11 protein-coding genes and 1 tRNA gene are annotated in these 12,294 nt (G+C 60.9%); 6 read left to right on the top strand and 6 right to left on the bottom strand.

The genetic code is table 11. The features are described from left to right. Nucleotides 1-3 precede the first annotated feature (3 nt). Nucleotides 4-924, bottom strand: a complete 921-nt coding sequence (locus VITFI_RS16310; protein WP_089418221.1) for an ADP-ribosylglycohydrolase family protein — start codon at nucleotides 922-924, stop codon at nucleotides 4-6. Beyond that, complete coding sequence (locus tag VITFI_RS16315; protein WP_089418222.1) at nucleotides 921-1,721, bottom strand: Crp/Fnr family transcriptional regulator; 801 nt, start codon at nucleotides 1,719-1,721, stop codon at nucleotides 921-923. Before VITFI_RS16315 ends, VITFI_RS16310 begins: the two co-directional genes overlap by 4 nt. 74 nt (nucleotides 1,722-1,795) lie before the next feature. Between VITFI_RS16315 and VITFI_RS16320 the strand changes: the two genes are divergently transcribed. Continuing rightward, nucleotides 1,796-2,542, top strand: a complete 747-nt coding sequence (locus VITFI_RS16320; protein ID WP_232476735.1) for a TetR/AcrR family transcriptional regulator — start codon at nucleotides 1,796-1,798, stop codon at nucleotides 2,540-2,542. Nucleotides 2,543-2,589: 47 nt separating this feature from the next. On the opposite strand, the gene VITFI_RS16325 is transcribed toward VITFI_RS16320, so the two are convergent. Then, nucleotides 2,590-3,252 carry a PEP-CTERM sorting domain-containing protein gene (locus VITFI_RS16325; RefSeq protein WP_157725742.1) on the bottom strand — a complete coding sequence of 221 codons (663 nt, stop codon included), beginning with the start codon at nucleotides 3,250-3,252 and terminating at the stop codon, nucleotides 2,590-2,592. A gap of 169 nt (nucleotides 3,253-3,421) precedes the next feature. Between VITFI_RS16325 and VITFI_RS16330 the strand changes: the two genes are divergently transcribed. Beyond that, nucleotides 3,422-3,506 (top strand) — tRNA-Leu (locus VITFI_RS16330). Nucleotides 3,507-3,692: 186 nt separating this feature from the next. Continuing rightward, nucleotides 3,693-4,181: a CAP domain-containing protein gene (locus VITFI_RS16335; protein WP_157725743.1), complete on the top strand. Its 489-nt coding sequence runs from the start codon at nucleotides 3,693-3,695 to the stop codon at nucleotides 4,179-4,181. Here the strand turns inward: VITFI_RS16335 and VITFI_RS16340 are convergent. Further along, nucleotides 4,175-5,311, bottom strand: coding sequence for an aminotransferase class V-fold PLP-dependent enzyme (locus VITFI_RS16340; protein ID WP_089418225.1), 1,137 nt, complete (start codon nucleotides 5,309-5,311; stop codon nucleotides 4,175-4,177). The genes VITFI_RS16335 and VITFI_RS16340 overlap by 7 nt on opposite strands. Nucleotides 5,312-5,383: 72 nt before the next feature. On the opposite strand from VITFI_RS16340, the gene VITFI_RS16345 reads away from it, so the two are divergent. Next, nucleotides 5,384-6,829, top strand: coding sequence for an FAD-binding oxidoreductase (locus tag VITFI_RS16345; RefSeq protein WP_089418226.1), 1,446 nt, complete (start codon nucleotides 5,384-5,386; stop codon nucleotides 6,827-6,829). 6 nt (nucleotides 6,830-6,835) lie between these two features. Here VITFI_RS16345 and VITFI_RS16350 read toward each other — a convergent pair whose 3' ends face one another. Beyond that, nucleotides 6,836-8,380: a replication initiation protein gene (locus tag VITFI_RS16350; protein WP_089418227.1), complete on the bottom strand. Its 1,545-nt coding sequence runs from the start codon at nucleotides 8,378-8,380 to the stop codon at nucleotides 6,836-6,838. A 465-nt stretch (nucleotides 8,381-8,845) separates the two neighbouring features. Here VITFI_RS16350 and VITFI_RS16355 point away from each other — a divergent pair, with 465 nt between their 5' ends. After that, nucleotides 8,846-10,102 (top strand): ParA family protein, encoded by a 1,257-nt coding sequence (locus VITFI_RS16355; RefSeq protein WP_157725744.1) that lies wholly within the window; start codon nucleotides 8,846-8,848, stop codon nucleotides 10,100-10,102. Nucleotides 10,103-10,106: 4 nt separating this feature from the next. Further along, nucleotides 10,107-11,060, top strand: coding sequence for a ParB/RepB/Spo0J family partition protein (locus VITFI_RS16360; protein WP_089418229.1), 954 nt, complete (start codon nucleotides 10,107-10,109; stop codon nucleotides 11,058-11,060). A 130-nt stretch (nucleotides 11,061-11,190) separates the two neighbouring features. Here the strand turns inward: VITFI_RS16360 and VITFI_RS16365 are convergent, their stop codons facing one another. Further along, nucleotides 11,191-12,168 (bottom strand): tyrosine-type recombinase/integrase, encoded by a 978-nt coding sequence (locus VITFI_RS16365; RefSeq protein WP_089418230.1) that lies wholly within the window; start codon nucleotides 12,166-12,168, stop codon nucleotides 11,191-11,193. Nucleotides 12,169-12,294: the final 126 nt, after the last annotated feature.

Consider the following 12,294-nt stretch of genomic DNA (forward strand, 5'->3'; position numbering starts at 1 on the left):
GCATCACACGGGAGCGTGATCATGGAGCTGGTCGGCGATGGCCACCACCTCCGCCCGCCGCTCCAATGGCCATTCGGTGAGGCCCGCTGCGCCTCGGTGGGCGCCCCAGATCGCCCCGGCCATCGCGCCCAGGGTGTCCACATCCCCTTTTAGACCCGCGACGAACGCCAGCAGATCGAGAAAATCTGCCTCCAAGTGACACAGCGCCACGTAAATCGCCGTGATCACCGAGGTGTGGGCCGCTGTTCCGTGGCCCAAATGCTGGGCCACCCAAGGCGGCGGCGGGTTGGCTTGACCCTGCCACCATGTCTGCGCCAAAGCGAGGCGGCTCAAGAATTCGGGGGCGGTGCAATACGCTTGGAGCTGGGCCCACACAGCGGCGCCCAGGGTTGGGCCGTCCTCGCTGTGCGTCAGGGCCGTTTGCAGGGCTAAGGCCATCGCCTCCGCACCTTCCAGGGCCAGCGGATGGGCATGGGTGACTTCCGCCGCCAACTGCGTTTGCAGCAACAGCGTGGCAGGGTCCGCATGGAACCACAGCGCCAAGGGAGCCACCCGCATGGCGGCCCCATTGCCGTACGAACCTTGCGGGAACTGCGCGGTTCGTGCCGTCTGCCACGCCGCACCCCGCCGGATGCGCCGCAGCAATCGCGCCGTGCCCGGCCCATAACCCCGCGACCAGTGGTAATGCCGTGCGAAGGTCGCCGCCAGCCGATCTTGGTGAATCTCTCCCTCGCGCAGCAGCACCTCGGCCACATCGAGGGTCATTTGTGTGTCGTCCGTCCAGCGTGGCAGGCCCTGGCGGGTGGTGCCCACCCAGCGCCACAACCGACGCTCCAGCCAACCCCCTTCACGCGGGGCCCCCAGAGCGTCCCCCAGCGCCAAGCCCAGCAGGCAACCTCGGTACTGCTCCCGCGAGGGCTTCATTCCCCCAGCATCCCGGCGCTGCCTTGCGCCACCCGCGCCAAGTCAGCCGGGGACAGCACCAAATGGCCACGCTCCATGCTCACCGCCAACTCGCGCTCCAATTGTTTGAAGCACATGTTGAGGCGCTGCCGGCTCACGCCCAGCATGTCCGACAAATCCCGCTGCGACAACTTCACCCACAGGCGCTGCCGCCCACCCGGCCAAGCATCCCCAAAACGCCGCCCCATGTGTAGCAGCAAATGCGCCAACCGCTGCCGCAACGACAGAGACACGGCTGCCGTTAACTGTGCCGTCAGCAAGCGGGTGCGTCGGTGGTGCAATTGCACCAGCGCCATCCCGAGCATGGGATGCAAGGTCAGCAAGTGGCGCAGCGTAGCGCCCGGCATCCACAGCAGCGTGGCATCGGTACAGGCTTGCGCTTCGAACAAGGTGCTGCCGTCCAACACCGCCCCGTCACCGAACCAGTGGCCGGGCCCGAGCAAGGAGAGGGTCAAGCTGCGCCCGCTGTCCATCGGCGCACTCAGGCGCACCGCACCTTGCGCCAATCCGTACCAAGTTTGCGCCGGAACGTGCCCGCGCTCGATCACGGTGCCCGCCCGCACTCGCCGCACCGAGCACGCGGCAAGCACCACTCGCTGCAAAGCCGGCTCCAATCCAGCAAACCAGGCGTTGCGACGAATGGCGTGTTCCTCGTGCAACCACAGCGTCGGCTCCCCCTGCAACGGAGGGCGATGCGGTGGCGCAGTGGCGACCGAGGTGGGCGCCACCCACTCAGCACAAACAGCGGAAGGAGGCATGGTGGCAGAATCCGAGGATGCTAAAAAAACCGAGCGCTCGCTCGGTTTGGGGGTGCAGTCTACAATCGGGTCGCATGCAGCGTCAATGTGAACCGCAGGAAGCCCCCGATCCCTTGCAGCAAGCGCTGGGGCTGTCCCCGGGGTTCAGCTTCGTCCAATTCCGCAGCCGATCACCCCTGAACGCGGACAGCGTATGGCACGTTTTGCTGGAGCGTCACCAACAGCGCCTGACCGTCAAGCGCCTGGACAAAGCGCAAGACAACCTGCGCCGCCTGTTCGAAGCCACATTCCGCTTGGCCAACAAAGTCGGCTTCGCCAGCATGACGTTGCGTGACCTCAGCCAAGCAACGGGCTTATCGATGGGCGGGCTCTACGGCTACATCAACAGCAAGGATGACATCGCTGCCATGATCGAAGACATGGTGCGTTTGCTCATCCACACCAGCGCCCACTGGTTCACCGACTTGGCGAACCCGCAACAACGCCTGGTGGCTGCACTGCGAGGCCATGCGTTCATGACCGAGCAGTTGCAGCCGTGGTTTTATTTTGTTTTCATGGAGTCACGCATGCTGTCGGAGAGTCAACGCCAGGTGGCCAAATCAGCAGAGCTGCAATTCCAGGAGAATTTGTGCGCCTTCATTCAGGCCGCTGGTGTGACAGACTCTCCAGCCGCCCGCATGTTGACCATTCACAGTGCCGCGCTGCTGCAAGATTGGGTGATCAAGCGGTGGAAATACCGCCAGCTCGGCATCCCCGTCGAAACTTTTGCGGACAGCGTGGCGTCGCTGGTGCTTCAGCGCGTTTCATCGTTGGCACCATGAAAAACGGCGCCCGAAGGCGCCGCTGCATTCAATCTGGTTCTGCGCGATCAGCGACGGCGCGAACGCGAAGCGCGCCGACGCAGCGCCCCGATGAACAACAGTCCCAGGCCGAACATGCCATAGGTCGCAGGTTCCGGGACAACCGTCGGGGTGGTCACGATGCCGCCGCCACTGACGCTGTCAGCGCGGTACCACGCCGACGTGGTACCACCGTAGCTGATGCCTTGGACGTGTGCTGCCATGCCCGCTTCGTCCCACAAACCGGCGCCGCCGACCCAAGTCCAGGTCACGGTTTCACCGTTCAGCAAGCGATTGTTCGCGCCTTGCCCGAAGTTGAAGCGCATGTCCCAAGATCCGCCCGGCCCACCGCCGTTCGAAATGGAAACGGACGTCACGCCACCACCCGACACACCTGTCACCGATCCAACCGAAGACGAGTAGTCACTCAGCTCCAGCCCAATCGCGCCAAGAAATGGGGCGCTTCCGCTGAACAATGCCAAGTCGCTGGCACGCAGGCTGAACACTGCGTTGTTGCCCACGTCCTGAACGGTCAGCTCTGCGAAATTTGCCGTCGTCGGTGCGCCGGCACCACTCAGCAAAGTACCGAACTCCACAGTCGCCGAATTGGCCTGAGCCACCCCCGCGACCAACGCCAACATCGCACTGGCAACCGCCTGACGCGCTGCCGAAAAACCTGTACGCACTGACATGATGCGCTCCCCTTTCAACACTGCTGTCAATCGTACTGCCAGCAGATCACAAAGTGGCAACATTTGTGTTATGTCTCCCCACTTTGCACAAAAATAACAAAGTTTTTTACTCTTCTATTTTGGGAGTATCATTTTTCCGAGTAAACTGGCGTTCTTGCATTTTTGCATTGCCCAGGTGGCGGAATTGGTAGACGCACTAGTTTCAGGTACTAGCGGGTAACTCCGTGGAGGTTCGAGTCCTCTCCTGGGCACCAACCATTCAAAACCAGCGACACATGTCGCTGGTTTTTTTTTGCCCATGCTAGCCTGAACCTTCTCTTTTTAGCCTCTGGAGCATCACCGTGCTGTTCAAACGCTTTGCCGCCGCTGTGGGCGCTGGCTGCGTATGCTGTTTGTCTTGGCTGACCCACGCTGCGCCAGCCCCCTCCTTGCCTGCAACGGTGGCATCAGCCCCCTTGTTGTGGCCAGGGCTGAACACAGAAGAGCGTGACGAAGCCGTCGCCACCCACAACCGTTGGCGGGTTCGAGTCGGCGTTGCGCCGCTGCGCTGGTCGGCCAGCTTGGCGCAGCGGGCCCAAGCGTGGGCAAACAACCTCGCGCAAAACAACCAGTGCAAGATGTTGTACAGCGGCAGTGAAGCCGGCGAAAACATCTTCTGGGCCGGGCCCCGCACTTGGCCCACGGGTCGCGTGGGTGTCAATCCGCTGACACCCAGCTTGGTCATTGACCATTGGGGCCAGCAAGCGCGTTGGTACGACTACCCCAGCAACACCTGCCAAACCGGCCAAGTTTGCGGCCACTACACCCAGCTCATCTGGTCGGAGACGACCACATTGGGGTGTGGCCGCCAAGTTTGCCCAGATCAAGGACAGATCTGGGTTTGCCAGTACCTGCCAGCCGGCAACATCCAAGGCATGCGACCTTACTGAGCAGCTTGGTGTTGGCGCAGCGCCTGCGCCAGTGTGACCAAGGTGCGATCGATGTTTTGCAGCTTGTCCAGGCCAAACAAGCCAATGCGGAAAGTCTGAAAACCCGCTGGCTCGTCGCACTGCAGCGGCACGCCCGCCGCGCTTTGCAACCCCTGCGCTCCCAAGGCCCGTGCGGTGGATAAACCCGTGTCCCGGGTGTGACACACCACCACACCCGGGGCGGCAAACTCGGGCGCAGCCACGCTGGGATAACCCAGCTCGGCCATCAATGCCCGCACCCGTGCGCCCAGTGACCATTGCCGATCCCGCAACTGTTCGAAGCCCAGGTGGCGTGTCTCCAGCATGGCATCACGGCTGCGTGCCAGGGCGTCGGTCGGCATGGTGGCGTGGTAGGCGTGCGCGCCGTCCTCGTAGGCTTGCATGATTTGCGACCACTTCTTCAAGTCGGCGGCAAAACTGGTGCTTTGGGTGTTCGCCAGCCGGGCTTGCGCACGCTCTCCCAGCATGACGAAAGCACAGCCCGGTGAGCCACTCCAGCCCTTTTGGGGAGCGCTCACCAGCACATCGACGCACAGTTCGCGCATGTTGACCCAAATGGCGCCCGACGCGATGGCATCCAACACAAACAAGCCTCCCACTTCGCGCACCGCTTGGCCCACGGCCTGCACGTAGGCATCGGGCAAGATCATGCCGCTGGCGGTCTCCACATGCGGTGCAAACACCACGGCTGGCCGCTCTCGCAAGATCGTGGCCACCACTTCTCCCAGTGGTGCAGGTGCCCAGGCGGCTTGCGCCTCTTGGCTGGCGGGGCGCGCTTTGAGCACGGTGACGCGGTCGGTGATGCGGCCCATCTCCAGAATTTGGCTCCAGCGGTAGCTGAACCAGCCGTGGCGCAGCACAAGGCAAGGTTGATCCTGCGCAAACTGACGTGCGACCGCCTCCATGCCAAACGTACCGCTGCCGGGCACCACCGCCACGGCTTGTGCGGCGTAGGCGGCTTTGAGGGTGGTAGCGATGTCCCGCATCACGCCTTGGAAGCGCTGGGACATGTGGTTGAGCGCCCGATCGGTGTACACCACCGAGTATTCGAGCAAACCATCGGGATCGATGTGGGGCAGCAAACCAGGCATGAAACGGTGTCTCCTCGAAAAATACAGGGGTATTGGATGTCGGTGGGGCAGCTTAGCAGGCAGCATCCCCCCATGAACACTGTGGAACACGCTTTACCTCCGGTGGATTTGGCAACCCTGCGCAACGCATTCCAGGGGCGCTGGTTCACCGATCCTGCCGACATGGCCCCCTTTCTCACCGACTGGCGCCGCCAGTGGCACGGCACGGCACTGGCCGTGGTGCAGCCAGAGCGCACCGAAGACGTCGCTGCCGTTGTGCGCTGGTGCCAGCACATGCGCGTGGCGGTGGTACCCCAGGGGGGCAATACGGGGCTCTCTGGCGGATCGGTGCCAGGGCTTGAAGGGCGGTGCATCGTGCTGTCTCTCAAGCGACTGAACCGCGTACGCGCTTTGGATGCGGACAACAACACGGTCACGCTGGAGGCCGGCGTCACCCTGCAAACAGCGCAAGAGGTGGCCGCCGAAGCGGGCCGGCTGTTTGCGCTCAGCTTGGCGGCGGAAGGCAGTTGCACGGTAGGTGGCAATTTGGCCACCAACGCCGGCGGCGTGCATGTGCTGCGCTACGGCACTGCACGTGAGCTCTGCGTGGGATTGGAGGTGGTGACCGCCGAGGGCGAGGTGTGGCACGGTCTGCACGGCCTGCGCAAAGACAACACGGGTTACGACTTGCGCGATCTCTACATCGGTTCTGAGGGCACGTTGGGGGTGATCACGGCAGCGGTTTTCAAACTTCATCCCCTTGCGGGGGCACAAGCGGTGGCACTGTGGTCGGCCCCTAGCGCGACAGCGGCCACACGCGTGCTGCACCAAGCGCTGGCCCGCTGTGGCGCACAGCTCACAGCGTTTGAATTGATGAACCCCTTGAGCATCGCCCTGGTGCAGCGTCACATGCCTGGCGCCGCATGGCCCCTGCGCGAAGCTGCGCCTTGGTATGTGCTGATGGAAGTCTCGACCGCCAACGAAACCAGTTGTGCCCAAGCGTTGGAAGACGTGCTGGGCCCCGCCATGGAGGCCGGCGATTGCTGCGAGGCTGTGCTGTCCCACAACGAAGGGCAATTCCGCGCTTTGTGGGCTTGGCGGGAAAACATTTCGGAGGCCCAAGGCGCCGAGGGCCGCACCATCAAACACGATATTTCGTTGCCGATTTCACGCATCGACGCTTTTATCTCGATGGCGTCCGATGCCTTGGCACGCCACTACTCGGCGCTGCGTTTGGTGGTGTTCGGCCATTTGGGGGACGGTAATTTGCACTTCAACCTGTCTCCCCCTGTTGATGCATGCACACCCACCCATGCGACGGCTTTTTTGGCACTGGAGCCTGGCGTGAACACCTTGGTTCACGACGTGGTGCAAGCCCATGGGGGGTCGATTTCCGCCGAACACGGCCTGGGTGTGCTGCGACGCGACGAAGCCGCTCGGCGCCGCGATCCGGTGGCCCATCGCCTGATGCTGCGTCTTAAAACGGCGCTCGACCCTCATGGGTTGATGAATCCAGGCAAAGTCTTACCGCAGGCTTGAGTTGTTTCAGCCGGTTTCACCTGCGCGCACTTGGCCCACCATGTGCGCAAGCAGCACTTCTGCGGAAGGTGTCCAGCCGTCCCCGGATTCGTGCGCTTGAAATTCCGCCAACCACAGGTAGAACTTGGCGGCCACAAACGGTTTCTTCAGACCACTGGCTTGAAAGTCTTTGCGGATGTAGGGCGTGGTGGCGACCACTTCACGTTCAAACCGGTGCAGGTATTGGGTGCGTGCGTCGCTGCTCAATTGGGGCCAACGGCTTTTGGCCAGCACTTGCAAACGGTTGCGATAGCGCGTGAGCGCGAAGTCCAGGCTTTCTCGCAGGGAACCTGGTGGGGTTCGCACCGCCGGAGCAGCGGGTGTGTTGTCCTTCGAGGCGGCAGGTGACGGTGCGGATGCTGCTGCTTGCGAGGGCGTTTTGGCTGCCTCTTGTTGGCGTAGTTTGGCCACCATGAAGCCAGCAGGGTTGACCACGCCAGGCGTGGTGAGCGCACTTTCAGCGCTGTGGGCCAGTTGTTCGGGGCCGTACTCTTGGTAAAGCTGGCTGGCAAAGTGTTCACTGGCACCGGTTTGGATGGCTCTGGCCAGGGCGGGGGCATCAGCGGTGGGGGCGTTGTGTCGCCGAGCTGGGCGGGGGCTGGTGTGCTCCTTCACTGTGCTGGCGTGAGCGTCTCGCGCTACAACGCGAAACTGCAATTCCTCCACGGTGCGCCCGCGTGTCAGGGGAACTGATTCGACGGTGAACTCTTGCTGAACCTCGTTGAGTTCGGCCACCGCCCGTTGCACCACGTCACGCCGAAAGTAGCGGTACTCCCCGTACCGTTGCCGAACTTTGCTAGCCCCTTTGCCAGCTTTCATGTCGATGCGCAGCTCGGCGCTTTCATCTGATTCACCGGTGAGCAGCGGAATCCACTCGCGCCAGGGCCGGCGCATGGTCAGCCCATTGGGGTTGGTTTTGTAGCGACAGATGATCTCGTAAAGGGCCAATGTGCAGTTGAGTTTGATCTCTGCCACGACTTCCAGCGACACCATGTAAAAGTGCTTGTACTCGCGCAGTTGCCGTAGCAACACAGGTGGCAGAGACCATTCAATGCAAGCTCGGCCCCGTTCGTCCTCCACAAACTCGACAGAGCCCAGCAACTGCGTAGATGACCATAACCGCGTTTGACCGGTCATGCTGTCACGTGCAGAACCCGACCATTCGACCAGTGTGCGCTGGCACTCTTTGATGCTTTCTTTCAGGTGTCGGCGGTCTTTGCTGCCGAAACGTGCATCTTTGATCAAGGTGGCAAGTGGCACGCGCCAGACCGTGCCGTCTTGCGTCAAAGTTCCTTCGTGCGTGAGCGAATACGCGACGAGAAACAGCCAAGCTTTGCGACTCCACAGGTTGATTTTGCGGGTTTTCGGTTCGATGACAGCCATCTCGACCGGCTTGCGCATGTCTCGCAACTCACCGCTGGCGCGGCGTAAAGCCCCGTCAGGAACTTCGGCTACCGAAAGGTCGGCAGGGGGAACGGTGAGAAAAGGTTCCAAAGCAGCGCGCGCAGGCATGTCTGTTCGCCAGTGAGAAATTCAAGGCGCACCATTCTCACGTGAGTGAAAGGAGATTTCAAGTTGGATGAACGAGCTTGTTTCCAGTTTGAACTTATACAGTTTGAAATCATTGATAACAGATTACTGCACTGTTTTGTTCTTTTAAATCAATGAGTTGCGTTCATTTACGTGAGTTTTTATGTGCCAATGCGTGAGTGGTGTTGTGCTTTGTGTGAGTGTTTTGGGGCATGAAGGGTGCATGTGCATGAGTGCTTTTGTGCTCATGCGTGAGTGCCTTGGTGCTGGGGCTGTGGCCCAGGATGTGAGTGCTTTTGTGCTTAATCTTCCAAAAGATGAAGACAGGTGACAACCTGGCCGGTGATTTCCAAAGAGTGAACTCGTATAGTCTTGCGGGTATTGGAGACTTCGGCGGCGATGAATTGCCGTGATCTCTTGAATTTGTCACCGCAAAGGAGAAACATCTTGGTCAAAGAGCTTGTGGCGCTTACAGAGGAAACGGTCATTCGGCCAGTGACCCTCGACGATTTGGAAGCGCTGGATGAACACGCCACCACGATGATGGAGCGCATCAAAGCGGCTGTGTTCAAGCCAACAGGGGGCAAAAATGCGCCTACTTTCAACGCTACCCAACTGGCCGCACTGTGCAACCGGACGCATGCTGCGATGCTGCGGTTGCTCGACAAAGCCCCAGAATGGGGGCTGGCCACTGGCGTGATCACCGATGGGCAAGGCCGTAAGCTCAGTGCCCACCGCTCGTTCACGCTGGAAGAGACCATCGACTGGGTTCGACATCTGGGAGGGTTGCGCTACGAGCGCCGTGACGATCAACCCGGTGCCGTGGTGACAGTGGGGTTTTTCAAAGGTGGCGTGGGAAAAACCGTGATCGCGACGTCGTTGGCCCAGGGACTGAGCCTCAAGGGTTACAAGGTGTTGGCCATCGACTTTGACCCGCAGGGCTCGATGACAGCCTTGCTGGGTGGCAACCCTGCCGCCGTGGAGCAAGAAGAAACCTTCACGCCTTTGGCGCTACCGCCGACTTCGCAGGGGCATCGGGATTCTCTGATCGAATCCATCCGCCCGACCTACTGGAGTGGCGTGGATGTGGTGGCTGGGTCTACGGGGCTGTTTGCGTGTGAGTTCTACCTGCCCTTGCGAGCCATGAATGCACAAGCCGAAGGCAAGCGGTTTAATTTTTTAGAAGTGTTGCAGCGCGCACTCGACCCGATCCGTGCGGAATACGACTACATCATCATCGACACGCCCCCCGCGCTCAGCTACACGACGATGAATGCTTATTGGGCTTCCGATGCCATTCTCATGCCCATCGTGCCGGAAGGGTTGAGTTTGCAGAGTTCGGTGCAGTTCTGGAACATGTTCACCGAACTGGCCAGCACTGCACGGCAACTGTCAGGGGATCCCAAAACCTATGCCTGGTTGGGGGTGGTACCCAGCCGCGTGGAAGCCCACAAGGCCCCGGTGCAAGAGATGCTCAAGTGGATCCGGATGTTTTATGGCGAGTACGTCATGACCAGCGAGATCCCGCTGACCGAGACCATCAAAACCGGCAGCACCGAATTTGCCACGGTCTACGACATCAAAAAATACGTGGGCAATGCCAAGACCTACGAGCGTGCCCGCGTTGCGTTTGACAAACTCGTCACCGAAGTGGATCTGATGACCCGCCGCAATCTGTGGCACGAACGCATTGAGGAGGCTTGACCCCATGAGCGTGAAAAAACATCTGGCCGACATCACCGCCGCCTTGGCAGACACCTCCATTCGCCCGGTCAAACCGCGTGGCAGTGGCTCGATTGGCGCACCGGTGCAGTTGGCCCAATTCTCAGCGGGCTATCAACAATTGGAAGCGGAGCTGGAGCGTCGCCGGGCCAGCGAGGGTCGGGCCTTGCAGGTGGCGCTGAACGACTTGCAGCCCAGTCCGTTTCAAACCGGAGGGATTCAAGACGAACGGGTGCAAGCCCTGGTGCGGCACCTGAGCGAGAACCGGTTGAACACGCCGATCGTGATTCGGCGCGGGTCGCTGGGTGATGGGTACGAAATCATTGCAGGGCATCACCGTGTCGCGGCGTATCGGCAATTGGGGCGTGCCCAGATTGAAGCCGTGTTGCTCGACGTGGATGACGAGGAAGCCCGTGCGCTGGTGTTCTTCGACAACCTGATGGCGCCAGACCTGTCCGACTATCACAAGTACCTCGGATTTGCCCAGCTCAAGAAAGCCACGGGGATGACGGTCGAGGCGTTGGCGCGCAAATCTGGGGTGAGCAAATCGCAGATTGCGTCGTTGTTGTCCTTTGAGCGGTTGCCGGTCGAAGCGTTGGCGCTGATCGAGCAGGCCCCGCATACGGTGGGGGCCAAGCTGGCTGAGGAGCTGGGCAAGTGGGCACAAGAGCGTCCTCAGGCGGTGACGCAAGCGGTGCAACAAGTGGTGCAAGGCCAGCTCAAGCAGGCGCAGGCACTCAATTGGGTGACCGGTGCCGTACGTGAACGTGCTCAAGCGGATGCGCCTGTGGTGATCCGTCGAGGGCGCCAGTTGTTTGCACAGCTCCAAGGTCGTGGCGCACAACTGACCTTGAAGTTTGCATCCGAAGCACACCGGCAGCAGCTACAAGATCGCATGGAGCAATGGCTGCGAGAACAAGCTAATCAGGCGGATGTTTGAGCTTATCCGAAGTTCGGAATTCTTTAAAATCAACAAGTTATCGAAATACCAAGCACACAAGAAAGAGCCATCCCGTCGAAAAAGCGCTTCAAAGTGAGTTGTTTTGTGGTGAAGGTGCAGCGGCACAGAATCACTCACGTGAACGCTTCAATTCACGCTTCAAGACATCCAGCGACCAAGGTGTGTGCAGGCCCATGCGACGCTGTAGAACCTCCATGGGCACGTCGAGTGCCAACGCCGTGACGGCGTAGGTATTGCGCAGCGTTTGTGGGCCTTGCTGTTCGTCATCGAAACCGGCTGCGAGCATGGCGGGGCGGATCGTGTCGTAGATTTCTGAGGTGCTGATGGGGTATGGTCGCGCCCGGCTGCCGTGATGAGCTAACACCGGGGAGCGTTGGCGGGCCGGAAAAGCCAGCGCCGGTTCTAGGGCCAGTTGGGCATGCGCGTGCTGCCATTCGCGCAGCACAGGGCAACACCAAGGCGGTAGCGGGATGCTGCGTGCCAGCACCGATGAAACCGCTCGGATGCGCACCTGGGGTTCGGGGACATCGTCAGGCAACACGTCGTGGATCAGCAACTGCCGAGACTCTTGCACGGTGATGCCCGTGGCCAGGTAAAGCAAACGCAATGCCGCGTCGCGAACATCTCCCCAATGTGGGCGAGGTTGAGCCAGCACCCAATCGATGTAGCGCGTGACCTGATCCGGGCTGAGAAAACGCGGCGCTTGGCGCCGTAGATCGTGGCGAGCCGCAGGATGGGTGAGGGATGTGCTGGGATCATCGCTGCGCAGCCCCAAGGTGTGGAGATGACTCAGTACCAAGCGCAGCACCGCCACATACCGTTTGGTGGTCGCCACCGAAGCCGTTTTGCCTCCACGCCCGCGCAGGCTACTGAGCAGCGCATCCACATCCCCGGCGTGGGCTTGCAACAGGCTGCGCCCTCGTTCACGTTGTAGCCAATCGGCAGCGGCGCCGGTCATGGCGGCGTATTGCTCGATGGAGTGTGGTGCGTAGGCCAGGTGCTCGTGGTGTCGTAACCAGCGTCGGCAGGCTTCGCGTGGATTCAGTTCCCACAAAGGAGGAGCGTTGAGCGTGTTGGGTGTGTCCATTTATATAGGATATACGCAAATTATGATGCGGAGAGGCTTACATGTGGGAAGCACAGCCGAGCCCACCGACCTTGCGCGAGTACAGCCAGCCATCGGCGTTGCAGCGGGTTGTTGAGCACGGGCAAA

Origin of the sequence: Vitreoscilla filiformis, assembly GCF_002222655.1 — a bacterium.
Classification (GTDB): Bacteria; Pseudomonadota; Gammaproteobacteria; order Burkholderiales; family Burkholderiaceae_C; genus Ideonella; species Ideonella filiformis.